This window comes from Bradyrhizobium sp. CCBAU 51765, assembly GCF_015291725.1.
In the GTDB taxonomy this organism is placed as follows: domain Bacteria; phylum Pseudomonadota; class Alphaproteobacteria; order Rhizobiales; family Xanthobacteraceae; genus Bradyrhizobium; species Bradyrhizobium liaoningense.
In genome coordinates this window covers 3967317-3992301 of the sequence record NZ_CP030038.1, presented here as the reverse complement: position 1 = coordinate 3992301, position 24985 = coordinate 3967317, and the positions used below count along the sequence as shown (strand labels likewise).

Sequence of the window (24985 nt, the reverse complement as noted above, 5' to 3'; positions counted from 1 at the left end):
GCCGCCGCCTAACGCAAATCCGGGGTCGAGTCAAAGAGCCGCTGGTGCTCGGTCAGTGCGAAACGATCCGTCATTCCGGCTATGAAATTGCCGATCCGCCGGGCCCGGTCGCCCTCGTCGTCCGCCTCCGCCCCCAGCAGCCATTCCGGCGGCAACTCGCCGGGGGATTTCAGGTATTTTGCGAACAGGTCGAACAGGATCTGCTCCGCCTCGCCCATCACCCGCATCACCCGCTTGTGGCGGTACATGTGCTGGTACAGGAAGGTCTTGATGGCGGCCTCTTCCTTCGCAACCTCGGAGGGGAACGTGATCAGCGCCCGGCTCTGCTGGCGCACCTCCTGAGCCGATTGCGGCTTGGTGGCGGCGAGGTTCTTCCGTGCCTCCGCAAACACCGCCCCGATCAGGTGCGAGATCAGCTCGCGCACCAGCTCGGCGCCGCGCCGGACGTCCTCGAGATCGGGATAATGCGCAGCGATCCCGGCGATGATCTCCGCGGTCAGCGGCATTACCTTGAGATCGTTGAGGTGAAACAGGCCGGCGCGCAGGCCGTCGTCGATGTCGTGGGCGTCATAGGCGATGTCGTCGGCGATCGCGGCGACCTGCGCTTCCAGCGAAGCGAAGCTCCACAGTTCGAGGTCGTAGGTCCTGATGTAGTCGGCGATGCCGACGGGAATGCCGTGCTCGCGATAGCGCCCGACCGGCGCGCCGCTGCGGTCGATCAGCGGACCGTTGTGCTTGACGATGCCCTCCAGCGATTCCCAGGTCAGGTTGAGCCCGTCGAACTCGGGATAGCGGTGCTCGAGCGAAGCCACGACGCGGAGGGTCTGGGCGTTGTGATCGAAGCCGCCAAAGTCCTTCAGGCAGGCGTCCAGGGCCCGCTCGCCGGCATGCCCGAACGGCGGATGACCGAGATCGTGCGCGAGCGCGAGGGTTTCAGTGAGGTCCTCGTCCAGCCCGAGCTGCCGGGCCAGCGCCCGGGCGATCTGCGCCACCTCCAGCGAATGGGTCAGCCGGGTGCGGTAATGGTCGCCCTCGTGGAACACGAACACCTGGGTCTTGTATTTCAACCGGCGGAACGCGGTGGAATGGATCACCCGGTCGCAATCCCGCCGGAAGGGGCTGCGGGTCCGGCTCGGGGGCTCGGCGACCAGCCGGCCGCGGCTGCGATCGGGGTCGCAGGCATAGGGCGCGCGGGGGGCTGCCATTCCGACGGACACGGCGAATTTAGTCCCTATCCATTTGATTCTGCGTATGGTGGCACTTAACTATGTCGGGCGCGGGATACCAAATGAATTGGGTATGACTGCGGGACTATCGGAGACGAACGATGACGACTGCCGTGACCATCAGCGACCGGGCCGCACGCCGGATTGGGGAGATCCTCAAGGGCGAAGGTTCCGGCGCGATGCTGCGCATCTCCGTCGAGGGCGGCGGCTGCTCCGGCTTCCAGTACAAGTTCGACATCGACCGTGCCCGCACCGACGACGATCTCGTGATCGAGCAGGACAATGCGGTGGTGCTGGTCGATTCCGCCTCCCAGCCGTTCCTGGCGGGATCGCAGGTCGATTTCGTCGACGATCTGATCGGCGCCTCGTTCCGCGTCAACAATCCCAATGCCACGGCGTCCTGCGGCTGCGGGACCAGCTTCTCGGTCTAGGCCGAGTCAAAATCTGCAAAACAACCCCATGCACAGTAGCCGAGACGCCGGCACGTACGTTTCGTCTTTTACGAAATGCATTTGACGCGTCGGGCAAAACAGGGGTAATGTGTGATCATCGCGATGTCCCCAAAAGGGAGCTCGACGGGACACACATGCGGTGGGTTCGATACAGCCCAACGCCGAAGCGGCCCCTGCCATTTCCGCGACCAGCGGTTCGGTGAGCGCGCGCCGACTATGGCGCGAACACTCGTGTGTTTCGAGACGACCACAGGATCGGGCAGATCAAGATTTCGACGAGCACGCTTGGTTCACGGTTGTTGTCGGCTCCCGGCGGACAGATCGCGCGCTGGCGGGATGTGATCGATGCGCTGCTCATCACACTGCTCTACTCTCGATAGCGCAACTGGAAGCTGTTATCTTCCGTCGCCTTGCGCGGGACCGCTGATGCGTGCCGCCGACTTCTCAGCGGAGCCCTCGCATTGTCTTTGCAACAGGAATTCACGATCAAGATCGATGATACATTCACCGGTCCCGTGTGCGACTACAGCGTGGGCTTCCTGAAATTCGGACGCGAGGGCAATCATGAGACCGCGACGCCTATGGGCACCGGCACCTTCGTCAAGCTCGGCAAATTGTACGGCATCCTGACCGCGGGTCATGTCCTGAAAGAGCTTGAGCCGAATGAAACGGTTGGCCTTGTCCGCTTTCCGAGCGTCCAACCTGCGCTTCAAAACCGGCGGCTGAACCTCGCCCACACCAAGCGTGTGATGGACTGGAACGGAAAGGAATGCGACGCACCCGATCTTGCGTTCGTATCCATCCCGGATGGTTGACGCACGTGACCTGGAGGCCAAGGGGGCCATTTTCTACAACCTCGGTATTCCGCGCGAGTTCAAGGCCGGGACTGCCGGGCACCGCATGGGCACATGCTATGCGCTCGTCGGCGTTGTTGGCGAGTGGACCGAGGACGGCGCAGCGGCCTTTCTCAAAGGAAAAAAGATCGACGTCGGCGGCCTCTTCGGCTCCGCCAAGACCGTCCGGCCCTTCAAGGAGGACGGCAAGGATCTTGTCGAGATCGAGGTCAGCTATGAGACCGGCCCCCGGGTCCCCAAAAGCTATGGCGGGGTGAGCGGCGGAGCCTTCTGGGAGCTGCATGTGGAGCTGAACCCGGAGGGCAAGGTCGTCGCCGTCAACAAGAAGCTGCACGGCGTGGCCTTTCGAGAGTCGGGTGACAAGAAGCGCGTGACGGCCAATGGCGCGTCCCTGATCGACACCTTCGTCGAGAACAAGATCATTCCGGGCTGGCCCGAGGCCAATCCGGAGGCGCCCCCCGTGAAGCAGGGTTGAGACATGGATATTGCTGCCGCCGCCGCTTTGCAGAAATTCAGCGGCACCGGCCTCACGGGAGCGCTTGCGCGCATCGAGGGCGAACTGAAGGGGGCGACCCAAGCGGCATCCCTTGCCGCCCTCTCCTCGTCCGGCGACGAGAAGCAGGCGCTCGCAGCCGCCGCCTCGCTCAAGCTGGTGGCAGGCCAGGTGAACACGGCGATCCATGCGCTGGGGATCATGCTCTGCCTTCCGCACATTCTGGAGGAAGGCGAGATCGTCGAGTACGTGTCGCTCGGTGCGGGCAATACCGGAAGGCCGTTCGACCTTGAGACCAACCGGCGTGTCGCCGAGTTCAAGTTCATTCACTGGCAAGGCACCGCCGAGACGATCCGACAGAATTCGGCCTTCAAGGATTTTTTCTGCTGGCAGACCATCCCCCCAAGCGCTCGGCAGTGAAGCGTTCGGCGAGCATTCCTGCACCAAGGGCAACGGCAATGCCGTGAAGAACGGCAGGCAAGCGTCGATCCTGTTCGCGCCGGTCAAGCCACATCCAGAGTCCGGCTCGGTTGAGCGCCTGAAGGCGGTCGCCGCGCTGGTCTATGGAAAATTGTAACGGCGCTGCGTTACATGCTGACTGTGGTTCAATCCCCCGCCAGCTTCTGTCCAACCGCGTAAAGCCGGCAATCTTCGCCGCGCGAATTGATCTTGCATTTCATCAAGGCAGGCTCGCGCGCCTCGACAGCTGTGCGGCCAAATCCAGTCCCGCAATGGCCGTGCGTGCTCACCGCGAAGGCCTTGGCATCATCGGGATTGGCGAGGTAGTCCGCGAATGCCCCCTGACAAGCGGCGACAGCCCCCGGCGGGATTGGCAGCTCAGCGAACAGCGGCGCCTCTATGACGGTCTTGGTAGGAAGCCCCAGCTTTTCGAGGAAGGGTTCGACGGACGGAAACCAGGTGTCCGCCGGTGCGAGCATGACGGTATTGTGGCCGTTCGATCCAAACGGAGGCAGCACCTGTAGCTGCGCAGGCGCGCCGCCGGCGCTGTAGGCCGCGAACATGCGCCGTGCCAAGTCTGGACCGTAGAATTGATCGTTCTCGGCATAGAGCCAAAGCATGGGAACACGGGCCGAGCGCCCCAATGCGGCTGATATCTCGACCAGATTATCAGGCGAGCAAGGTTGGTTGGGTGCTGAGAAGCTATGCCGACCGCCATCAAAGTTCACGGCGCCAACGACCCCCGGTATGTTCTGTGCGGCGACAGCCATCACCGTGAGCCCCCCAACGGAGTGACCGAGCAAGACGACATGCTCAGCGTCGACCCAGGGCTCATGACGCAGTGAAGCGACCGCCGCAATGACATCGTCGCTGGCGGCGCGCGTGGCCGGAAGATAGTCGCAGGTCTGCCGCGCAGACTCGGAGAACCCTCCCCCAGATCGTCCATAGCCACGACGCATGATCGAGACAACTGCATATCCGCGCTGCGCGAAGGCGACGGCCGCCTTGCTGTAACCGACTGGAGAACGGTTGAGGATTTCAGCGAAGAATTCCTCGCCGCCGCTAGGCATTCCGTGAGTGATCACGACGAGAGGAAATTTGCCGGGACGAGCAGGACGTATGACGAAGCTTTCCAGCGACACTTTGTTGCCGGAGATCACGACAGGCAACATCATGTGCGCGCTCATCAGCGGCCCGTCGCCGGCACGGGCGGAGGCCGTGAACAGGATGAGAAGCAGGACAACGAGGCGCATGGCGCAGCAAGGTAACACCGCGCATCCGAATTGCCAGCGTCCAGCGATCCGGTGCGAAACACATATCATGCACGTGGTTAGCGCCTACGCGCCCGTCATCTGCCTTTCCTCGTCCGTCCACTCCATGTCGCCCGGCAAAAGCTCCGGCTGGAGCGGCGCATCCTCCGACATGACGTGGCCGTCCAGCGCGCGCAGGAGTGCCGCGATCAGCGCCGGCTTGCGCAGCGGCTTGGCGAGGAAGTCGGACATACCGGCCTCGCGACATATCTTGATGTCCTCGGGGAAGGCGTTGGCGGTGAGCGCGATGATCGGCAAGGCTTCGAGGCGCCCACCTTGCGCGCGGATCGCGCGGGTGGCGGCAAGCCCGTCCATGTCGGGCATGCGCACGTCCATCAGCACGATGTCGTAATTGCCCTCGGATGCCGCCGCGACGGCCTCGGCGCCGTCGGCGACGACGCGCAGCTCGACGTCGAAGGATCCCAGCATCTTGCTCACGACCATGCGGTTGACGGCATCGTCCTCCGCGACCAGCACCTTCAGCGGCCGGTCGAGGCCGGCAATGCGGGCTTTGAGATCGTCTGCCTCGTCGCGGCCGTCTGCCTGATCGGGCGTCTGCGCCTGGCTCCAGGGCAGCACCAGCGTGAAACGGAAGGTCGAGCCTGCGCCCGGCGTCGAGGTGACTCCGATGGTGCCGCCCATCTGCTCGATGATGCGCCGTGAGATCGCAAGGCCGAGGCCGGTGCCTCCGAAGCGACGGCTGATCGAGGCATCGGCTTGCGCGAAATCGCTGAAGAGCTGGCCGAGCTTTTCGGGGGCGATGCCGATGCCGCTGTCGGTCACCGTCCATTCGACGGTCGCCAGCAGGTCGCGTCGCGCCTGGCAGGTGACCGAAATCGTCACCTCGCCCTGGTCGGTGAACTTCACCGCATTGGACGCGAGGTTGAGCAGCACCTGGCGGATGCGTGCGACGTCGCCGCGCAGGGTCGGCGGCAGGCTCGGATCGAGTTCGACCTTGACCGTCAGCCCCCTGTTCTTGGCGCTCGCGCGAATAACGGTCGCGACAGCCTCGACCAGCGCCTGCGGGGCGAAGTCGATCGCCTCGAAGGTGAAGCGCCCGGCCTCGAGCTTGGACAAGTCGAGAATGTCGTTGAGGATGCGCTGGAGATTGTCGCCGGAGTCGCGGATCGTGGTGACGGCTTCGCGCTGCTCCGGATCGAGCTTGGTTTCGAGCAGCATGCTGGCGAGCCCGAGCACGCCGTTCATCGGCGTGCGGATCTCGTGGCTCATCACCGCGAGGAAGTCCGACTTGGCGCGGCTCTCGGCCTCGGCCTTTTCAGCGCGCCAACGCTCGGTCACGTCGCGCCCGAAGCCGCGATAGCCGAGGAAATGTCCCTCGCGGTCATAGGCGGGCTTCGCCGTCAGCGACCACAGTCGCGCCTCGCCGCCGGCAACGACCTTGAGGTTCATCTCGTGCAAGGGCTCGTTCTGCTCCATCAGGCCGACAACGTTGTACGCTGCGCGCTTGTCGTCCGGGCAGAGCATGTCGAGCACGTCCGCGAAATAGGATCCCTTCAACAGCGGAAGCGGCAGCTGCGCGACGTCCGCGAAGCGTTGGGGCACGTCGATCAGATGCCCGTCGGCGTCGGTCTGCCACAGCCAGTCGCTGGCATTCTCCTGAAAGTCCTTCAGCAGCAGCGAGATGATCTCGGTCTGGCGCTCGAGCTCGAGCTGGGCCTTGAGATTGCCGAGGAACAGATTGCCCTGCGAGACGATGTTGCGCGCCATGAAGAATGCGAACAGCAGCAGGAACACCGAGGTCACGAGATAGGGCCCGGTGCCGCACAGCAGCAGCGCGCCGGCGCAGGCGACGGTCATGGTGGCGAGATAGACGAGGCCCGCGCGCGGGAAGGTCGAGAGCGTGAAGGCGCCGCCCGACATCATGCCGACCATCAGGCAGGCCAGGATGAGCTGACTGGTCGGCTCGATACGGCTGAACAGCGCGAGCGGCAGCGTGCCCCAGATCGCGGCGAGGAAGAATGCCTGCCGCAGCATCTGGCGCGCGACGCGGGGCGAGGCCTCCTGCGGCGGGTTCTGATGCGACCGTTGCCAGGAGCGCACCGCGAGCGAGGCGGTGACGGCGAGCGTCAGGCCCCAGATCGCGAGGAAGTCGTTCCAGCCCCTGCCCCAGAACAGGATTAGCACGATGGCGACGTTCAGCATCGTCACCGCCATCGTCACCGGCATCAGCCGCGTCACGGCGTCGATCTGCTTGGCGCGGATGCGGCGGATCTCGCGCTCGCTGAGATCGGCGGTCAGGCCGTCCTCGATCTCGAAGCCGCCAAGCCAATACAGGAATGCGCCGATCAGGCCGTCGCGCGGCTCAGTTCGCTTCATCGACTCGTCCGGCCAACCCATCCGCGGAACCTTTCGATTATCAATGGCCCGCCGCCTGCTTAGACCGGGTTAATTTTGTGGGAGATTTTGCGGCGTCCTTGACGGGCGCGTTTGCAGTTTGTTCTAACCATGGCCCCGCCCGGAGCCCCTCCCTATGTCCATCAGAGTAGCCACCTGGAACGTGAACTCGGTCCGGCAGCGGATTGATCTGCTGCTGACCTGGCTGAAGGAGTGCCAGCCCGACATCGTCTGCCTCCAGGAGATCAAATGCGTCGACGAGGCCTTTCCGCGGCTGGAGATCGAGGCGCTGGGCTACAACGTCGTCACCCATGGGCAGAAGACGTTCAACGGCGTCGCCCTGCTCTCGAAGCTGCGATTCGACGAGACCAAGTCGGGGCTTGCCGGCGACGACGAGGATACGCATGCCCGCTTCCTCGAGGGCGTGGTCACGCTCAAGCGCGGGGTGCTGCGCATCGCCTGCCTTTATCTGCCCAATGGCAACCCGGTCGGGAGCGACAAATATCCCTACAAACTCAAATGGATGTCCCGGCTTCTTGAATATTCGAAGGAGCGCCTCAAGGCCGAGGAGCCGCTGATCCTTGCCGGCGATTTCAACGTCATCCCGCATGCCCACGACGTGCACAATCCGGCCGCCTGGACCGAGGACGCCCTGTTCAAGACGGAGACGCGCGAGAGCTTCCAGTCCCTGCTCGGCCTCGGCCTGACCGACGCCTTGCGCGCCGTCACCGACGAGCCCGGGCTCTACACCTTCTGGGACTACCAGGCCGGGGCCTGGCAGAAGAACCAGGGCCTGCGCATCGACCATCTGCTGCTGTCGCCGCAGGCCAGCGACCGGCTCGCCAATGTCGGCATCGACAGCTATGTGCGCGGCTGGGAGAAGCCGTCGGACCACGTCCCGGTGTGGGCGGATCTGGATCTCGACGCGGCGTGAGCGCCGATCAGGTGGCGGGCACGGCGCCAAGGCGCCTTTGCCCATCCCGCAGGACCCAACCTAGTCCCGGCGGCCCTGCACCCACTGCTCCAGCATTTGCAGGCACATGGCGCGGTCGTCGTCGGAGGCCTTGGCGAAGGCGCGGTTGTAGCTTTCCTTGATCCAGGTCTCCTCGGCGCCGGCGCTGTCGCGCGCCAGGGTCAGCCACATCAGGCCGCGCGCGGCCTGTCGCGGCAGGCGGTCGCCGTTGAACAGCATCTGGCCGAGCAGCGCCTGCGCCTGGTGCTGGCCCTTCTGCGCGGCGAGGCCGAGCCAGCGCGCGCCATAGCGGAAATCCTCGCGCGAGGCGTCCGGCGTCTTCAGGTACAGCCGCGCGAGATCATATTGCGCATCGGCGTTGCCGAAATAGGAGGCCGCATAGGAGAACATCTCCCGCGCCCGCTCCGGGTCCGACTTGATCTTCGAGTTCGGGATGCCGCTGAGATAATAACGGCCGAGCGCGACGAAGGCGTTGGCCACGATCTGCGCCTGCGGCGCCGACGGGCTGTCCTCGGCATGCGCATTGGCGATCCGGCTGAAATATTCGAACGCACGCAAATCGTCCTGGGCGACGCCGTCGCCGTTGGCGTACATGCGGCCGAGCTTCCACTGCGCGATGGGGTGGCCACCCTCGGCGGCATATTGCAGCGCGCTGAGCGAGGTTTCCTGGGGTGCGACCGCCGGCGGAACCTTGCTGCGCACCGCGCCTGCGGCGCCGGGCAAGGTGGTTACGACCGGGATGGCCGCGTCCTTGGGGTTGACCGGCGCACCGTCGAAGGCGAGCGCCGGCGCGGCCAGCGCAGCCGCCCCCAACACAAACGCAACTATGGCACGCCTAGATGTCCGCATAGCACTGTTTCTCGTGCGCGCCGCCTGGATGGGTTACCGCCCCACCGACCGCCGGTCCGACCTGCTGAGCATATTTCCAGAGCACACCCGACGTATGGTTAGTCGCGCGCGCGCTCCATTTGGTTTTGCGCTGGGCGAGCTCGGCGTCGCTCAATTTTACGTTAAGGGTACCGGCGACCGCGTCGATCTCGATGATGTCGCCGTCCTCGAGCAGCCCGATCGGGCCGCCGATGGCGGCCTCCGGCCCGACATGGCCGATGCAGAAGCCGCGGGTGGCGCCGGAGAAGCGGCCGTCGGTGATGAGCGCGATCTTGCCGCCCATGCCCTGGCCGGTCAGCGCCGCTGTGGTCTGGAGCATTTCCCGCATGCCGGGGCCGCCCTTCGGCCCCTCGTAGCGGATCACGATGACTTCGCCTTCGCGGTAGGTGCGGTTCTGGACCGCCTCGAAAGCATCCTCCTCACGGTCGAAGCACCTGGCCGGACCCGTAAACCTGAGGTTGGACATTCCCGCGACTTTCACGATCGCACCTTCTGGCGCCAAATTTCCCTTCAGACCGACCACGCCGCCTGTCACGGTGATGGGCTTGTCTGCCGGGCGCACCACGTCCTGGTGCGGATTCCATTTCACGCTCTTGAGGTTTTCGGCGATCGTGCGGCCCGTGACGGTAAGGCAATCACCGTGCAGGAAGCCGTTGTCGAGCAGCGTCTTCATCAGAAGCGGTATGCCACCTACTTCAAACATGTCTTTGGCGACATAACGGCCGCCTGGCTTCAAATCCGCGACATAAGGTGTCTTTTTGAAGATTTCAGCGACGTCGAACAGGTCGAACTTGATGCCGACCTCGTGCGCGATCGCCGGCAGGTGCAGCGCAGCATTGGTCGAGCCGCCGGAGGCGGCGACCACGGCAGCCGCATTCTCCAGCGCCTTGCGCGTGACGATGTCGCGCGGCCGGATGTTCTGGGCGATCAGGTCCATCACCTTCTCGCCCGCGGTCATGCAGAACGCGTCGCGAATTTCGTAGGGTGCCGGAGCACCGGCCGAGTACGGCAAAGCGAGGCCGATCGCCTCCGAGACGGTCGCCATGGTGTTCGCGGTGAACTGCGCGCCACAAGCGCCCGCCGACGGGCAGGCCACACGCTCGATCTCGTCGAGGTCCTCGTCCGACATGGCGCCGACCGAGTGCTTGCCGACAGCCTCGAACATGTCCTGAACGGTGACCTGCTGCCCGCGGAAATTGCCGGGCAGGATCGAGCCGCCATAGATGAAGATCGAGGGCACGTTGAGGCGGACCATCGCCATCATCATACCCGGCAGCGACTTGTCGCAGCCAGCAAGGCCGACCAGCGCGTCATAGGCATGACCGCGCACCGTCAGCTCGACCGAGTCGGCGATGCATTCGCGCGACGGCAGCGAGGAGCGCATGCCGTCATGGCCCATGGCGATGCCATCGGTGACGGTGATGGTGCAGAATTCGCGCGGCGTGCCGCCGGCCGACGCCACGCCCCTCTTCACCGCCTGGGCCTGGCGCATCAGCGCGATGTTGCAGGGAGCAGCCTCGTTCCAGCAGGAGGCGACGCCGACGAAAGGCTGGTGGATCTGATCGGTGGTCAGCCCCATGGCGTAGAAGTAGGACCGATGGGGCGCACGCGCAGGGCCTTCCGTCACGTGACGGCTCGGCAGCTTCTGCTTGTCAATCTTCGCGACCATCGCAACCAGTTTCCCCGGCCAACCCTTTCAGACCCGAAAAATCAGAGCCAAGATTTGAATCGACCTTGGGACTTTCTCGTCGCCTTCGAAGACCGCCACTGCCTTAAAACATTAGAGTGATTTTATTCATGTTCGGGTGTGGCCAAAAAGCGGCGACGACGCGGACCGCCGGTGATCAGGGTTAAATGCGGCATGAGTGTTGCGAAGACACAACAATCGTGGCGCGGAAGACACGGATAAGGCTACTTCGATACCTCCGCGGATGGGCCACCTGACAACTTCAGATTTTGCGACGGACGCAGCGCACCCATTTCTGTCCCGAGAACAACGCATGTTGGCGGCTGAGTCGGCTTGGGCATTGGCTGCCAACCCGCCGCGGCCACACGGCATGCGACACAACAGCATGGGCCCCGGCTCTGCAGCGCACCGTCGAAGGGACGCTGCGCTGCGTCCGGGGCACGCCAGTGGAATTTGGCGCACGCCCTCCTCCTGGTCATTGCGAGGAGCCGTTGCGACGAAGCAATCCAGGCTGTCGCTATGGAAAGATTCTGGTTTGCTTCCGCTTCGCCGAAGGCTTCGGCGGACAAGTCGCTGCGCTCGCAATGGCGGAGCAAGGCGGCATCGCCCTCGCGAAATTCACCGGCGCCGCGCCGGTTGACGCGACTGCAGCATTCGCGAGGGCTTGACCGTAGCAACGACGGCCAGGACCACACGGTTTTGCCGTACGCGCGGCCCGCCATTTCGCCGCAGTTTTCCCGGCCCTGTCGACGGAGCCGGAAACTTACTACTGGCGAGACGAAGTCTGGCAACGTCGCTCGTCCGCTCAGGGCTCACGGAGAGCATCCGCCCTGCCCTTCACCTCTCGTGCACGACGGTGCCGCGTCCACCGCAAGCCCGGCTCGCGACGATGACGACCTCACGATCGCCCCTCAAGAGTGAGCCGGGATGGGCGACGCATACGTTAAATCCGAATTTCGGTAAGTGGAATATTTTCGCGCGATCGGATTGACCGAGGGCGACACGGGCGACGCAACCCGGATGGCGCCGAAGCGCAGTCCGGGACGTGTCGCGCTATGGAACGATTTGTCCCGGATTTCGCCGCGCTCCATCCGGGCGACGCGAGGACTGCTCAGGCCGACATCGCTCCCTTGCGCCCGAACGGATCAAGCAGGCGCACGACCTCGCAGACGGCGACGAGGCCGGCGAGCCAGGCGACGTTGGTCAGCCCGATGCGCGTGACGATGGCTGCGGTGAAGGCGGCCTCTCCGCCCAGGAACGGCGTCGCGGCGAGCAGGGCGAGCTCGTAGGCCGCATAGGCGGCAACGAGCGTGAGCGCCAGCATCAGCGTCGTGCGGCCCTGCGGCAGCATGCGGAAAACGGCCGACGCCACTGCGGTCGCCAGCAGCGCAGCCGCGCCGATGACGAAACCCCAGGCGATGGTGCTGCCATCGATGGGATAGTGCAACGCGCCGAAACCGATGCTCTGGTTCACGAGCCAGGCGCCGGTGACGACGAGCAGCGCCGGACGCAGCGCCAGCATTGCAGCCGCGACCACGGCGAAGGCCGCGAACGGCGTCGCACAGGCGAACGCAAAACTCGCGAGCGCGCACGATACCGTCAGCAGCGCGAAGCCGAACATCGGCGCGAGACGCGGCGCCACCGGATGGAGGCGGAGACCGTCGCCATCGGACGGCAGGATGTTGAGAGCCATAAGTGATCTCCTTCTCTTCGAGTTTTAGTCCATTTGGGGGCCTGTGACAGCCCCATTGAAATCAAAACATGGCGCCGGCCTTGAGCAGATAGGTGCGACCGGGCAGCGGATAGGCGCTGAAGCGACCGTCCGTGAAGGTGCTTGCGACGGCGTAGTCGTAGTAGAGCGCGTTCAGCACATTGTTGACGCTGAGCGACCAGAAGTAGCGCTCATATTGGCCGCTGAGCTTGAGGTCGATCGTGCCATTGGCGGGAATCGGCTTCTGGGTTCCGGCCTGGTCGTTGTCCATGCGACGCTCGCTCCAGAAGCGCGCGGTGGCGTCCAGCACCAGATAGTTCTGCCAGATGTTCCAGGTGAGGCCCGCACTCGCGGTGTAGCGCGACACCAGCGGCACGTCGTTGCCCGCCCAGAGGCCTTCGCGGAAGATGGCCCGTGTGTAGGCCATGCCGGAACGCACCAGCAGGGCATCGTTGATGCGATAGGAGACACTGGTCTCCGAGCCGTAGCGGCGGGTCGGATCCAGATTGGTGTTGTAGAACAGGATCGGATTGAAATGGATCTCGTTGGCGAGGTCCATCAGATAGAGGCTGCTCTGCATCTGCAATCCGCCTCCTCTGATGCGCAGCCCACCCTCGATGTCCTGCGAGGTCTGGGTCTTGAGCTGAAACGTCTGCGGGAGCGGATTGAAGAACGGGTCGAACGAAGGGCCCGACGACACCCGCTCGTCGACATCAGGCGTGCGGAAGGCACGCGCAACCCGGCCGAACAGCGCGACGGTGTCATTGAGGCGATGCTCCGCACCGAGATGCAGCGCATATTGCGTCTCGTCGCTCCCGAGTGGAAGCGCGCCGATGTCGGCGTTGAACGGAGCCGCCGGGTCGAAATTGTCACGTGCCGAGAGATTGGTGTTCTGCACCCGGGCGCCATAGGAGATATCGGTCGCCGGCGCGACGCCGAGCGTGTGCTGGACATAGCCCGCAACCGTCCGCTGCCTGAGATCGTAATTGTGCCAGGGAGCGAGACCCTGGCCGGCGCCGCGGTTCTGCTGAAAGCTCGCATCGTAGTAGTCGACGCCGGTCAGCACTTGCGAGGGCATTCCGAAGAGCAGGCTCTTCACGCTGAGCCGCGGCGTGATCGACCATGTCGTAAGGTCAGCATCGACATAGGTCGATGTGAAGAACGCCGGAACCGGCGCCGGGCTCGAGAAAAATGCGCTCTGCTGCTTCTTGTCGCGCACGCCGCCGTCGACGATGAGATCGACGCCGGTGACAAGCGTTTTCGTGAAGCCCGCGGTCGCGCCAAAACCCTGCTGATTGGCGTAGTTGAAGGGCGTGCTGGTCCCTCGCCGGCTGGTCGCAAGCTCGTCGACGCCGATGGAGGGATCGACGGTGCGGCCGCCCGGCAGTCGCAGCTCCTGATTGTCACCGGTGACGGTCAGGAAGGCGGTCAGGCCCGGCGTCGTGTAGTTCAGATTGCCGACGCCGTTCTCCTGGGAATAGCGATTGTTGTCGCGGTAGCCGTCCGTCCTGACGGCATTGCCGTAGAACGAGGTCGACCACGGACCGGAATTGATCGCGGCCGAGAGGTTGCCGAGCCTGGTATTGAACGAGCCGAAACCGGCCTCGATGCGCGCTGTCACGGGCGGGCCGCCGACGCCGTTCTTGGTGACGATGTTGATGACGCCGCCGACCGCATTGTCACCATACAGCACCGCACCGGAATTGCCGCGCGTGATCTCGATGCGCTCGATGGCATTGAGCGGGATGGTGGAGAGGTCCACCTGCGCCATATCGATGTCGTTCAACCGCCGTCCGTTGACCAGCACCAGCGTGTTGGCCGTGGCGAAGGCACCGAAGCCGCGCAGGTCGACACTGGTCTTGGCACCGATCTGGCCGCCATAGAACGTCGTGATCTGGGCGCCCGGCACCTGCGTCGCGATGATCTCGGCCAGCGTCTGCGACGGCGCATGAGCGATGTCCGCGGCCGTAATGACGGTCGTGGCCGCGCCGACGATCCCGCCATTGCCGGCGGCGGCCTCGTTGCCCGAGCCGGACGAGCCGGTCCCACTCGGCGCCCCGTCCGGCGGCGCTCGGCGCCGCCCCGCCTCGCCATCGCCGATCGCCCTGGCACGCGTACGGTTCTGATCGTCGGATCTGGTCACTTCGACCGGCGGCAGCTGCTCGGCGACGGACTGCTGGGCGTGGACGATGGAGTGATCGAGCGAATACAGCGAAACGGCCGCAACGATGCTGGCGCAGCGGCGCCTGGCGGCAGTGACAATACGGGACACGATGATAACCTCGGCATGACGTCAGTGGTACGTCACAGCGAACGAGGCTTTACGGCGGAGCGATCGACGGCTCCGGCAAAGCTAATGTCTGTACTCCCCCGACCGACATCTTCGCGTGTGACCACGGCTGACGGCAGGTCTCCTGGCTCGCGGGTCGTTACCTCTGCGTCGCCTTCCCAGGACCGAGATTCCCAGTGGCATAGGACGAGAGATTCACCGCTTACAGTTGCGGGGGCAGCCATGGCATTGAGAAGATCCCGCCTAGGGACATCTCGCACCACGTTCCCTTTTGATCTCCATGAGGAGAACCGTCAGCGGCCAATCTACGGGGCGTCCAGGCCGGGAGTCAATCGACCGCTGGCATCTGGGCCGCAGACGCGATCGGCCGGCTCCACAACGAATCGAGCAATGCCCTGCGCCGCCTACGTTCGCCCCCGCGGGCGCTGGGCCTGAGCCCAGGCGACAGCGACATCCCGCGGCGGAGCGTCAAGGCGCTTGATCGGCGTCAGTTCGCCGGAGGCCGAGACGATCGCGGTCTCTTCGCGCCGGCAGCGCGTGCAGACGAAACGGACCTCATGCGGGGATGCCGACCAGCTTGAACGTTTCACGTTGGCGGCCATCGGCCAGGCATCGCAATGCGAGCACGATACCAGGAACCGGCCGGGATCGAGCATACCCATTCCATTGGACTCCGCGTCCTGCCCGCTGCTTCCAATGACTATCCTATGTGAATCGTTCCGGTGCCTCGGCACCGTCGACGCCACGTTCGCTGGAAGCCTGCGCGCTGCTCGCCGTTCCCACGAGACCTCCGCCGTTGTCGATTTCAAAGCTTGCGAATTTCATCCGATGCCCCCTGCTCCGATCGACCCTATCAGGTCGAGACGGCGAGGACGATGGGGAGCCGGGGATCGCGCGTTGCGACGCCTCGCAAGGCAGAAGGTAATCCGCTCAGCGAGCCCCCTTGAGGGTGCAGGATGTCGTGCATGTGACCGTGGTGCCGCGATCGCACGATCTGCAGGCGTTGACGCACTGGTTCATGTCACGTGGATTGTAGTTGTAGTTTCGTAGCGGACAGCTCGACGTCGTCGAGCCGGTGATGTCCCGCTCCTGGTCGCAGGCCGACGTCATGAGCGCGAATATGATCACGGCAACGAGGCGCATGGGACCTGCCCTGTCAGGCACAGCACGATGACACTCGCGAGGTGCGCTGCATTGCAACGAACCCCGGCCTTCCCAGCACGAGCCACCGCCGATCGGCGATGCCCGCGTGCTGTGAGAATGCGCGCAAAATGTTAAGAACGGATTTCAGCCGGCCTCAGGCCGCAGCCGTGGTCGCGATCGCCTGCCGGATATCGACCGCCAGCTGACGATACTGTTCCCCGAGCCTCAGATAGAACTCGCGCTTGGTGCTGTCGGTGGCAAGCTTGGCGATCAGTTCGCATTCGGCAGTGAGCGTCTCGAACCGTTCCAACCTGTCCTGAAGTTCTGTCATCGGCGTGTCCCCGTCAAACGCCACAAGGACAGCTAACCTAAATCCGGGAAATAGGTCACTGCGAACATCGTTATGGGGTAGCATCAATTATTCCGCGGCAGCCTATTTCTGCTCGAGCCGCCAGGCGCCGTCCCAAGCGGCATCCGGCGGATTGGCCGCGAACTGCGCGATGCGGCTGAGCATCGTGCGCGAGGGACCGTCGCCGGGGACCGCCTCGAGCGCCGCGTTGAAGGCAGCACGTGCGTCGTCGAAGCGCCGGGCACGATACGCGGCGAGACCTTCGAGATAGTGCGTGCGCAGGCTGACTTGCGCATCGGTGAGTGCGCCCAGTCGCGCCATCACCTCGAAGATCGCCTGCGGCGCACTTTGGCCCACGACCGCAAGACGGTCGATCTCGCGCAATTCGAGGCGAGATCCGATCGCGTCCGCAGTCGCCTGCGAGACCAGGATGCGGGTGCCGTAGACCTTGTTGACGGCCTCCAGCCGCGAGGCGAGATTCACGGCGTCGCCCATCACGGTAAAGCTCATCATCAGCTCGGAGCCGATGCTGCCGGTCAGGACCTCGCCGGTGGCGATGCCGATCCGCAGATCGCACGGCGCGGGCATGGCGCGGATACCGAGCAGATCGGGCAGCTGCTTCTGCAGCGCGGGCACCTGGTCGGCCATCTCGATGGCGGCGAGGCCGGCGAGCAGGGCCTGCGCGTCCTCTTCGACGAAGGGCGGTCCCCAATAGGACATGATGGCGTCGCCGATATATTTGTCGATGACGCCGCGATTGCTCCTGATGGGGCCGGACATCATGGTGAAATAGTGGTTCATCACCTTGACGAGGCCGCGCGGGGTCATGCCCTCGCTCATCGAGGTGAAGCCGCTCATGTCGCAGAACATGATGGTCATGACCCGGCGCTCGCCATCGATGGCGACCTCCGGCCGCTCGATCAGCCCCTGCACCACCTTGGGGTCGATGTAGCGGCCAAAAGTCTCCCGGATGCGCTCGTTGTGCCGCAACTGCTCGATCATGCGGTTGAAGGCCGCGGCGAGCTCGCCGATCTCGTCCTGCGTCGAGACGGCGATGGGCTTGTCGAACCGGCCCGCCTCGACCTCGCGGGTGCCGGCCAGCAGCAGCCGTACCGGACGCGTGATGCCGCTGGACACCAGCAGCGCAAACGCAAATCCGACGATCGCCGCGAGCAATGTCACGACACCCGAAACGATGATCGTCTGATGCTGGCGGCTGATCACCTGCGACGTCGAGAAGAAGACCTGCGCCAGCATATCGCCGCGGATCGTATCGATCTTCCGGTTGAACTGGTCGCGCAGCACGTCGATGTGTTCCAGCGTGCCGCGCGCCTCGGCCATCTGCTTGGCGTCGACCTGCTTGAGGAGCTTCGCATGGTCCTCGCTCAGGTCGCGCCGCAACTCGGTAACGGCGGTATCGATGCGGATATCGATTCGCGCCAACGCGGCATTGTCGGAAAACGTTCTGGGGTCCTCGATGATCGCGTTGATCAACTTGCGCGCGGCCTCGGCCTCCTCCTCGATCCTGCGGTCCGATTGCTCGAATTCGCGAAGCCGCGCCGCGTAGGCCTCCTCGTCCGACGGCGCCTCCATCCGGGTCATGATCATCCGCCGCAGCGCCAGCGCCCGCTCCAGCGAGCGAATGTTGGCACGCGCCAGATGGCTGTAGGCCGGGATGTAGCGGTTGGTCAGTTCATCGAGCAGGACGCCGACCTGGCTGGACATCACCATCGACAGGATCGAGGTGACCAGCATCAGGACGATCAATCCGAGGGCGATGCCGACGATCTTGCGCCGGATCGACTGGTTGAAAATCGGCATAGGTGCGGAAACAAAGGCCAAAAGGACGGAACCCGGGAACTCCATACACCGGACTGGCCGCGGGAACACGCGCAATCTTGCCCCTCCTGGCGTCCTGTACCATGCAACCGTCGCGCGAGACCGGGCGTTAACGAAGGTTAACGGTCCTGCCGTTTTCTCCTTTGCGGAAGTTCCCACGGCGCATCCGCTTTTCGCCGCATTGTTGCGACAGCCTCACGATCGCGGGACGATGCCTCGGCATTGCTCGGCATTTGATTCTCAAGCCGCATGTCGCCGCGGACCTTGGTTTGTAGTGGTTTCGCAGGGGGGACCATCGAATGAACCAGTGCCTACGCTCGCTCGCGTGTTTCGTTGCCGTGGCCGCGATGGCCGTCCTTCCCACGGAACTGGCCGCGAAAAGCAGCCACAAATCGGCCGCGCCGAAGAAGACGCATGAGGCGAAAGCCGGCAAGCACCGCCATGCCTCCGCCGGCAAGACGCGGCACGGCAAGCATGCCGAGGCCAGGCGCAAGTCGAAGAAGACGGTCGACGAGCCCGCGGACAGGCCGGCACCGCCGCCGCTGACCGGCGACCTCGCCGCGCTGAAGGACGCCATCGATCTTGCGCGCAAGGGCAAGACGGATGACGCGAGCGCGGCGCGCGACCGCATCGCCGATCCCGCCGGACAGAAGCTCGCCGACTGGTTCATGCTGCGCCACTCCGAGAGCACGGCGAACTTCAAGCGCTATGCCGCCTTCCTCGCCGCCAATCCGGACTGGCCGAGCAGCGCCCTGCTCCGCCGCCGTGCCGAGGCGCGGCTGTGGCAGGAGAAGGCCGACGCCGCCACCGTGCACAAGTTCACGATGGACCGGCCGACCAGCGCGAAGGGCAAGTTTGCGCTCGCCCGCGTATTGCGCGCTGAAGGCGATATCGACAGCGCCGCCCGGCTCGTGCGCGAAGCCTGGCGCGCCGACGAATTGTCCGAGCGCAGCGAGGAGGATTCCTACGAGGCATTTCGCGATCTTCTGTCCACGGACGATCATCGCGCGCGCATGGACAAGCGGCTCGGCGCCAAGGATTACGCAGGCGCGAGACGCGCCGCCAAACGGCTCGGCGAGGATGAACTCGCGATCGTCAAGGCCTGTGCCGCGGTCACCGGCAAGGAGAGCAAGGCCAAGGACTATCTCGAGGACGTACCGGCCGAAGCGCGCCGCGATCTCGGCTATGTGCTGTGCCGCGCCCAGTGGCATCTTCAGAACGACCGCATCGACGACGCGGCCGAGGTGATCCTGGCCGCTGCGCCCGGCATGATGCCCGCCCAGGACACCGATGCCTGGTGGCGCGAGCGCCGCATGCTCGCACGCAAGCTGCTCGATCAGGGCAAGTCCAGGACCGCCTATGATGTGGTGCGCACGGCCGCGGTGCCGGAGAAAGAAGTCTATCGCGTCGACTATCACTTCATGTGCGGCTGGATCGCGCTGCGCTTTCTCGACGATCCCACGACGGCGATGATGCACTTTGCCGCCATCGACGAGGGCTCGTCCAATCCGATCGCGCTGTCGCGCGCCCATTACTGGCGCGGCCGCGCCGCCGAAGCCATGGGCGCCATGGCCGATGCGCGCATGAGCTATCGGGCGGCGGCACGCTATCAGACCGCCTATTACGGCCAGCTCGCCCGCGCAAAGCTCGGCCTCGACCAGATCGAGCTGCGTCCGCCCTCGCCTGTGCCGGCCTCGGCCGACACGCCCCCCGAGGACGAGCGCGTGCGCGCGGCCGACATGCTCTACGCCGTCGGCGAGCGCAACATGGTGTTCTATTTCGCCGAGGACTTCGCCAAGGAGAGCAGCGACGTCGCAGCACTCGAAGCCCTCGGCGAGGTTGCCCGCCGGCGCAACGATGCGCGCGTGATGCTGGAGGTCGGCAAGACGGCGCTGGCGCGCGGGCTCGCGCTCGACCACTACGCCTTCCCCACCATCGGCATCCCCGAGCACAAGCAGGTCGCACCCGCGATCGAGACCAGCGTGATCTATTCGGTGGCACGCACCGAAAGCTCGTTCGACCAGCGCGACAAGTCCCATGCCAACGCGGTCGGGCTGATGCAGGTGACGCCGGAAGCGGGCCGCGATACCGCCAAGCGCTTCGGCCTGACCTATGACTGGAGCAAGATGGTCTCCGATCCCGTCTACAACACGCAAATGGGCGCGGCCGAGCTCAGTGCGCTCTTTTCGGAATACCGAGGCAACCAGATCATGACCTTCGCCGGCTACAATGCCGGCCGTGGCCGGGTGCGCGAATGGGTGCAGACGCGCGGCGATCCCAGGGATCCCAATATCGATCCGGTCGACTGGGTCGAGCGTATCCCGCTGTCGGAGACCCGCAACTACGTCCAGCGCGTGATGGAAAACGTGCTGGTCTACCGCACGAGGTTCGAGGGCAGCGGCATGGTCGCCGGCAAGAGCGACCAGCGCGTTGTCACGCAGGAGGCTGGCGCAGCGGCACCCGTGGCGGCCGCAGCGCCCGCTCCCTAGGCGACGTCGCCGGGGCTGGACACGGCGCCTGCCAGGTTGCGTCGCTGCGGCTTCCACGCGAGCGCCGTCGCGTAGCTAGGTGTCACCTCCTTCCATCGTGATCGGATCGCGACCGTCCAAATATGCGCCGGTCAAGGTTCTTGCGAAGGTCCAGGCCTGGATCGTGCAGCTCCAGCAGAAGACGGCACCCAGGACCGTAAACATCTCGACCGCGTTGCGAGCGGCGACCTCGACGTTCCCGGAGGCCGGCTCGTTGCGCCCTGGCACCGACCATTGCATCAGCAGCGTCACGAATTCGCCGCGCCGGTAGCAATCGTAGTCACAGTAGAGTCGCTGCGTCCGCACATGCCGGACATAGCCGGACCGGATCGATCGCGAGCAGGTGCTGCACGTGTCCGCGCACAAGGGGGGCTCGTGATTGACCACCATGAATTTCATGAAGCCGCCCTCATGCGATCTTTCGCAAGCGTCTCGCAGAACAGCGCGTAGCACTGATGATCACAGTAAGGCAGGCGGGTCGCGATCTCGCGGAGATAGCTGCCGCTGATCGGCTCGCAGCACTGCATGCACCAGGCGTCCCGGAACGGGGTCCGGTCGTTCACCAGCACGAACGCGAATCTCATGTGGCACCTCCCAACGCGAAGCAGTAAACGCTATCCAGCGGCGACAGTGCGGGCGGCGGAGCGCAAAGATGGTTTCGGCCGTCCGGATTGTCCCGGTTTCGCTCCACCTTTTGCGGTGGAATCAGAATGTATCTCCCGTCCTCCCGGCGCCGGGCATAGATCTGGTCGTCGATGTATTTGATATCGGTCGGATAGCAGTCAGCACTGTTGCAACAACTGACGCTCGGATTATCCGGCATGTGCCATGTCGAATAGAATTTCTCGTGCAGCGCCTGGTCCTGGGGTGGGTGCCGGCGATGTACGGCATCATGTCCCGCCTCCTGTGCCCGGACCGTCGCAGTGGAGCCGAGAAGAACCATCGAGCACAGCAGCTTGCATGAACGGTTCAACGTACGTGCTCCCGGATCAGCCCCTCGGACGATATCAGCTCTCTAATTCGGCCTCACGCGGCCTGAACCCGGAACAACCACCGGTGATCGCGCTCGCGGCGCGTGCGGAAGCGATCGACACACTTTTTGGAGCAGAGCGCGGTGCGCCAGGAATAGTAGCGGATCAGACCAAACCTGCCGCCGCACACCGCACAGCCATTGACTGAAGAGCAACATTCGGACTCGGATCGGCCACGCTCAGGAAGCACCGATGTCACGCACATTGTCGTCTTCCTCCCTTGCTCGCGCTTTGCCAGTTCGTTTCCTTCGACCTCATGCGGATCGTGGATCGTCGCAAATTGCAGCGGCATCGTCCTTGGACTTTGCCTGCCGGTGAGGCGTCTCCGCCGCAAGCTTCAGACCGGTTCTCGTGCACTCGCTGCGATTGGCTACGACACTCCCGATTGGTCATGAGGCTAGTCCCCAGGGCACGAGACGCTCAATTGTACGGAGGTAAATGACCGATATGACTAGGAATGGAGGAGCTATACCTAGGTTTGTCCGTACTCGCCCGGGGCTCCCCGCCGGCTCATGTGCAACGAGACGGCGCACGATGCTCCGGCCGCACGGTCACCGTGAAAATCTTGCCGGCATGGCGTACGTGATGCGTCGCCTTGGACAGGGTGGCAGCGGTCAAGTCACAGGCGAACGTGATAACTGCCCATCCGACCTTGGCGGGAATTGCTCGTCCCACCGCAACGTGCTCTACTTGTATTTACGCAGAGAACGCCGGGAGCGTCTGCGATGAAGCCTGGCCGAGCAGCGACATTCGGGAAGTCAGCCGCGCAATTCCTCGCCGGCTGCGTAAGGCCAACCGCAACTGCCAAGCCGCGCAGCGAGCACGATGGTGACGACCTGCTCGAGACGGTCAAGCAGTGGCAGCAAGTCTTCGAGCACACTCCGGTCATGTACTTCATGGTCGATCCAGCCGGAACCGTGATCAACGTGAACACGTTCGGCGCCGCGCAACTGGGCTATGCCGCCGCGGAGCTGATCGGCCGATCGGTGCTGGATGTCTTCTTCGAGGAGGATCGCGACCTCGTCCGCGCGTGTGTCACGCTGTGCCTTGAGACCGTCGACCAGTCCCACACCTGGGAGATCCGGAAGATACGCAAGGACGGCTCGGTGCTATGGGTGCGCGAGAATGCCAAGACCATGCTGCGGGCCGATGGCGGACCAATCGTCCTGATCGCCTGCGAGAACATCACCGAGCGCAAGGAAGCCGAGAATGCGCTGCGACAGAGCGAGGCCTATCTCGCCCAGGCGCAGGAATTGAGCCACACTGGCAGTTTCGGATGGAAGGCCGCAACCCGCGAGATCACCTGGTCCAAGGAGACCTACCGCATCTTCCAGTGCGACGAGGGAACCAAGCCGAAGATCCCGTTCATGCTCCAGCGTATCCATCCGGACGACCGGCTCGCGGTGCAACAGACAACGGCTCGGGCCGCGCGAGAGGGAAAGGATTACGACCACGAATACCGGCTCGTGATGCCCGACGGCTCCATCAAGTACGTCCGGGCGGTGGCCCGCGCGATGAGGGATTCGAACGGGTGCGTGGAGTTCGTGGGATCGGTGACCGATATCACGGCGACCAAAGAGGCAGAGCGCAGACTGCGCGCGAGCGAGCAGCGCTTCCGCGACTATGCCGAAACCGCTTCCGACTGGTTCTGGGAAACAGGGCCAGACCATCGCGTCACCCAGATATCGGAACACTCCGATACCATGACCGCTCCCGCCGGCATGATCGGACTCACGCGTTGGGATATCGCTCCTGACGCCGATCTCGAACCGGAGAAATGGCAACAACACCGGGCGGCGCTCGACGCCCACGTCCCCTTCCGCGACCTGGTGTATCGCAGCAAGGATCGCAGCGGGCAGCCGATCTACGTCCGGACCAGCGGCAAGCCGTTCTTCGACACCGAAGGCGCTTTTCTGGGCTATCGCGGCGTCTGCACTGATGTCACCGCGGCCATCCGGGCCAATCAGGCCGAAGATGCACTGCGCAAGGCCCAGGCCGAGCTCGCCCATGTGACGCGTGTCACGACCCTGGGTGAGCTCACCGCTTCCATCGCCCACGAAATCAATCAGCCGCTCGCCGCTGTAATCGCAAACGCCGACGCCTGCCTCGCCTGGCTGCAGCGCAGTCCGCCCGACCTCCAAGCGGCCGGCCGCTCCGTCGAGTGGATCATCGAGGATGGCACGCGTGCCAGCGACGTGATCCGTCGCGTTCGGGCGCTCGCCAAGCGCTCCGACATCGACATGGCTCCGCTCGACGCCAATGTCGTCGTACGGGAGTCGGTGGCGCTCGTTCAGCGTGAGATGGCCAGCCATGCCGTGTCGGTGCGAATGGAGCTGTCGTCGGCACTGCCGAAAATATTCGGCGATCGAATCCAATTGCAGCAGGTCCTGATCAACCTGATCATGAACGGGATCGAGGCCATGGAAGACGTCCACGATCGCCCGCGCGAGCTGGCGATCCGTTCAGCGGCGAGCGGCGATGGCGCGGTGCTGGTGAGCGTTTCCGACTGCGGCGTCGGCATCAGTGAACAGGCCATAGACCGCCTGTTCACGCCGTTCTTTACCACGAAGTCCACCGGCATGGGCATGGGGCTGTCGATCTGTCGATCCATCATCGAGGCGCATGGTGGACGGCTTTTCGCCGCACCCAACCGGGAGCACGGCGCGACCTTTCAGATCACCTTGCCCCTCCATCGAGAGGAAACTTCGTGACCCAGCTCGGGGAACCTCCACCACCGCAGGAGGACGACGGCGATCAGCCAATTGTCTTTGTCGTCGACGACGACGCGTCCATGCGCCGTGCGCTCACCAATTTATTCGAGTCGGTCGGCCTCAAGGTCGAAGCATTCGGCTCGGCACCACAACTCCTCCACGCCAAGCCGCCGGAAGTCCCCAGTTGCCTCGTGCTCGACATCCGCCTTCCCGGCGCCAGCGGCCTTGACCTTCAATCCGATCTTGCCAAGGCGAATATCCACACGCCTATCATCTTCATTACCGGATACGGTGATATTCCCATGACGGTTCGGGCCATGAAGAGCGGTGCCATCGACTTCTTGACCAAGCCGGTCCGCGACCAGGACATCCTGGATGCAGTCCAGGCCGCGATCGAGAGAGACCGCAAGCGCCGCGACTTCAACAGGACGGTCTCGACCGTGAGATCCCGCTTCGAGTCACTGTCCTCGCGGGAGCGAGACGTATTGTCACTGGTGACGGCCGGGCTGATGAACAAGCAGGTGGCCGCCCAGCTCGGATTGGCGGAAATCACCGTCAAGATCTACCGCGGCCAGATCATGCGGAAAATGGGCGCGAAGTCCCTGGCCGATCTGGTGAGAATGAGCGAGGCGCTCGGGATAGGGTCCAACAAGCCCGACGCACAAACCTAAGTATGAGTTTCCAAT

22 protein-coding genes and 1 riboswitch are annotated in these 24985 nt (G+C 64.3%); of the genes, 8 read left to right on the top strand and 14 right to left on the bottom strand.

The window, feature by feature from the left end:
* Positions 1-8: 8 nt before the first annotated feature.
* Entirely contained in the window at positions 9-1217 is a 1209-nt protein-coding gene (locus XH96_RS19135) for a deoxyguanosinetriphosphate triphosphohydrolase (protein ID WP_194393806.1), read from the bottom strand.
* A 110-nt stretch (positions 1218-1327) separates the two neighbouring features.
* On the opposite strand from XH96_RS19135, the gene erpA reads away from it, so the two are divergent.
* The 4 genes from erpA to XH96_RS19115 all read left to right on the top strand — a co-directional run bounded on the left by erpA (position 1328) and on the right by XH96_RS19115 (position 3445).
* Positions 1328-1657 carry an iron-sulfur cluster insertion protein ErpA gene (gene erpA / locus XH96_RS19130; RefSeq protein ID WP_024342679.1) on the top strand — a complete coding sequence of 110 codons (330 nt, stop codon included), beginning with the start codon at positions 1328-1330 and terminating at the stop codon, positions 1655-1657.
* A 482-nt stretch (positions 1658-2139) separates the two neighbouring features.
* Positions 2140-2493, top strand: a complete 354-nt coding sequence (locus tag XH96_RS19125; protein ID WP_194393805.1) for a hypothetical protein — start codon at positions 2140-2142, stop codon at positions 2491-2493.
* Positions 2486-3007: a hypothetical protein gene (locus XH96_RS19120; protein WP_194393804.1), complete on the top strand. Its 522-nt coding sequence runs from the start codon at positions 2486-2488 to the stop codon at positions 3005-3007. Before XH96_RS19125 ends, XH96_RS19120 begins: the two co-directional genes overlap by 8 nt.
* Positions 3008-3010: 3 nt before the next feature.
* Positions 3011-3445 carry a hypothetical protein gene (locus tag XH96_RS19115; protein ID WP_194393803.1) on the top strand — a complete coding sequence of 145 codons (435 nt, stop codon included), beginning with the start codon at positions 3011-3013 and terminating at the stop codon, positions 3443-3445.
* Positions 3446-3630: 185 nt separating this feature from the next.
* On the opposite strand, the gene XH96_RS19110 is transcribed toward XH96_RS19115, so the two are convergent.
* Entirely contained in the window at positions 3631-4737 is a 1107-nt protein-coding gene (locus tag XH96_RS19110) for a dienelactone hydrolase family protein (protein ID WP_194393802.1), read from the bottom strand.
* Positions 4738-4821: 84 nt separating this feature from the next.
* Positions 4822-7152, bottom strand: coding sequence for an ATP-binding protein (locus XH96_RS19105; protein ID WP_194393801.1), 2331 nt, complete (start codon positions 7150-7152; stop codon positions 4822-4824).
* 133 nt (positions 7153-7285) lie between these two features.
* Between XH96_RS19105 and xth the strand changes: the two genes are divergently transcribed.
* Complete coding sequence (gene xth, locus XH96_RS19100) at positions 7286-8083, top strand: exodeoxyribonuclease III (RefSeq protein ID WP_194393800.1); 798 nt, start codon at positions 7286-7288, stop codon at positions 8081-8083.
* 60 nt (positions 8084-8143) lie between these two features.
* On the opposite strand, the gene XH96_RS19095 is transcribed toward xth, so the two are convergent.
* From XH96_RS19095 to XH96_RS19060, 8 genes are all read right to left on the bottom strand, one after another.
* Positions 8144-8971: a tetratricopeptide repeat protein gene (locus tag XH96_RS19095; RefSeq protein ID WP_194393799.1), complete on the bottom strand. Its 828-nt coding sequence runs from the start codon at positions 8969-8971 to the stop codon at positions 8144-8146.
* Positions 8958-10679 carry a dihydroxy-acid dehydratase gene (ilvD, locus tag XH96_RS19090; RefSeq protein ID WP_194393798.1) on the bottom strand — a complete coding sequence of 574 codons (1722 nt, stop codon included), beginning with the start codon at positions 10677-10679 and terminating at the stop codon, positions 8958-8960. The genes XH96_RS19095 and ilvD overlap by 14 nt, the downstream gene beginning before the upstream one ends.
* 1129 nt (positions 10680-11808) lie before the next feature.
* A complete protein-coding gene (locus XH96_RS19085; RefSeq protein ID WP_194393797.1) occupies positions 11809-12390 on the bottom strand; it encodes a hypothetical protein in 582 nt (193 codons plus the stop codon).
* 61 nt (positions 12391-12451) lie between these two features.
* On the bottom strand, positions 12452-14680 hold the full coding sequence (locus XH96_RS19080) for a TonB-dependent receptor (RefSeq protein WP_194393796.1): 2229 nt from the start codon (positions 14678-14680) through the stop codon (positions 12452-12454).
* A gap of 114 nt (positions 14681-14794) precedes the next feature.
* A riboswitch (cobalamin riboswitch) is annotated at positions 14795-15008 on the bottom strand.
* A 94-nt stretch (positions 15009-15102) separates the two neighbouring features.
* Entirely contained in the window at positions 15103-15360 is a 258-nt protein-coding gene (locus tag XH96_RS19075) for a hypothetical protein (protein ID WP_061881804.1), read from the bottom strand.
* Between the two features lie 268 nt (positions 15361-15628).
* On the bottom strand, positions 15629-15841 hold the full coding sequence (locus XH96_RS19070; RefSeq protein ID WP_194393795.1) for a hypothetical protein: 213 nt from the start codon (positions 15839-15841) through the stop codon (positions 15629-15631).
* Positions 15842-15995: 154 nt separating this feature from the next.
* The gene (locus XH96_RS19065; RefSeq protein WP_162832022.1) at positions 15996-16172 is read right to left on the bottom strand and encodes a hypothetical protein; all 177 of its coding nucleotides are present in this window, start codon (positions 16170-16172) and stop codon (positions 15996-15998) included.
* 102 nt (positions 16173-16274) lie between these two features.
* Positions 16275-18011 carry an adenylate/guanylate cyclase domain-containing protein gene (locus XH96_RS19060; RefSeq protein WP_194393794.1) on the bottom strand — a complete coding sequence of 579 codons (1737 nt, stop codon included), beginning with the start codon at positions 18009-18011 and terminating at the stop codon, positions 16275-16277.
* 317 nt (positions 18012-18328) lie between these two features.
* On the opposite strand from XH96_RS19060, the gene XH96_RS19055 reads away from it, so the two are divergent.
* Positions 18329-20518 (top strand): transglycosylase SLT domain-containing protein, encoded by a 2190-nt coding sequence (locus tag XH96_RS19055; RefSeq protein ID WP_194393793.1) that lies wholly within the window; start codon positions 18329-18331, stop codon positions 20516-20518.
* 75 nt (positions 20519-20593) lie between these two features.
* Here the strand turns inward: XH96_RS19055 and XH96_RS19050 are convergent, their stop codons facing one another.
* From XH96_RS19050 to XH96_RS19040, 3 genes are all read right to left on the bottom strand, one after another.
* Positions 20594-20956, bottom strand: a complete 363-nt coding sequence (locus tag XH96_RS19050; protein ID WP_194393792.1) for a hypothetical protein — start codon at positions 20954-20956, stop codon at positions 20594-20596.
* Complete coding sequence (locus XH96_RS19045; RefSeq protein ID WP_194394435.1) at positions 20953-21141, bottom strand: hypothetical protein; 189 nt, start codon at positions 21139-21141, stop codon at positions 20953-20955. The genes XH96_RS19050 and XH96_RS19045 overlap by 4 nt, the downstream gene beginning before the upstream one ends.
* 442 nt (positions 21142-21583) lie before the next feature.
* Positions 21584-21880, bottom strand: coding sequence for a hypothetical protein (locus tag XH96_RS19040; protein ID WP_246790124.1), 297 nt, complete (start codon positions 21878-21880; stop codon positions 21584-21586).
* Between the two features lie 433 nt (positions 21881-22313).
* Between XH96_RS19040 and XH96_RS19035 the strand changes: the two genes are divergently transcribed.
* Both XH96_RS19035 and XH96_RS19030 read left to right on the top strand, forming a co-directional pair.
* Positions 22314-24299, top strand: coding sequence for a PAS domain S-box protein (locus XH96_RS19035; RefSeq protein WP_194393791.1), 1986 nt, complete (start codon positions 22314-22316; stop codon positions 24297-24299).
* Complete coding sequence (locus XH96_RS19030; RefSeq protein WP_246790123.1) at positions 24296-24970, top strand: response regulator transcription factor; 675 nt, start codon at positions 24296-24298, stop codon at positions 24968-24970. Before XH96_RS19035 ends, XH96_RS19030 begins: the two co-directional genes overlap by 4 nt.
* The last annotated feature ends 15 nt before the right edge of the window (positions 24971-24985 follow it).

Coding starts and splice junctions, on each gene's coding strand:
- XH96_RS19075 (WP_061881804.1), bottom strand. CDS start 15,360: ATGGGTATGCTCGATCCCGGCCGGTTCCTGGTATCGTGCTCGCATTGC.
- XH96_RS19095 (WP_194393799.1), bottom strand. CDS start 8,971: ATGCGGACATCTAGGCGTGCCATAGTTGCGTTTGTGTTGGGGGCGGCT.
- XH96_RS19065 (WP_162832022.1), bottom strand. CDS start 16,172: ATGACAGAACTTCAGGACAGGTTGGAACGGTTCGAGACGCTCACTGCC.
- XH96_RS19085 (WP_194393797.1), bottom strand. CDS start 12,390: ATGGCTCTCAACATCCTGCCGTCCGATGGCGACGGTCTCCGCCTCCAT.
- XH96_RS19110 (WP_194393802.1), bottom strand. CDS start 4,737: ATGCGCCTCGTTGTCCTGCTTCTCATCCTGTTCACGGCCTCCGCCCGT.
- ilvD (WP_194393798.1), bottom strand. CDS start 10,679: ATGGTCGCGAAGATTGACAAGCAGAAGCTGCCGAGCCGTCACGTGACG.
- XH96_RS19045 (WP_194394435.1), bottom strand. CDS start 21,141: ATGAGATTCGCGTTCGTGCTGGTGAACGACCGGACCCCGTTCCGGGAC.
- XH96_RS19035 (WP_194393791.1), top strand. CDS start 22,314: ATGAAGCCTGGCCGAGCAGCGACATTCGGGAAGTCAGCCGCGCAATTC.
- XH96_RS19115 (WP_194393803.1), top strand. CDS start 3,011: ATGGATATTGCTGCCGCCGCCGCTTTGCAGAAATTCAGCGGCACCGGC.
- XH96_RS19105 (WP_194393801.1), bottom strand. CDS start 7,152: ATGGGTTGGCCGGACGAGTCGATGAAGCGAACTGAGCCGCGCGACGGC.
- XH96_RS19050 (WP_194393792.1), bottom strand. CDS start 20,956: ATGAAATTCATGGTGGTCAATCACGAGCCCCCCTTGTGCGCGGACACG.
- erpA (WP_024342679.1), top strand. CDS start 1,328: ATGACGACTGCCGTGACCATCAGCGACCGGGCCGCACGCCGGATTGGG.
- XH96_RS19070 (WP_194393795.1), bottom strand. CDS start 15,841: ATGCGCCTCGTTGCCGTGATCATATTCGCGCTCATGACGTCGGCCTGC.
- XH96_RS19120 (WP_194393804.1), top strand. CDS start 2,486: ATGGTTGACGCACGTGACCTGGAGGCCAAGGGGGCCATTTTCTACAAC.
- XH96_RS19040 (WP_246790124.1), bottom strand. CDS start 21,880: ATGCCGCTGCAATTTGCGACGATCCACGATCCGCATGAGGTCGAAGGA.
- XH96_RS19060 (WP_194393794.1), bottom strand. CDS start 18,011: ATGCCGATTTTCAACCAGTCGATCCGGCGCAAGATCGTCGGCATCGCC.
- xth (WP_194393800.1), top strand. CDS start 7,286: ATGTCCATCAGAGTAGCCACCTGGAACGTGAACTCGGTCCGGCAGCGG.
- XH96_RS19055 (WP_194393793.1), top strand. CDS start 18,329: ATGAACCAGTGCCTACGCTCGCTCGCGTGTTTCGTTGCCGTGGCCGCG.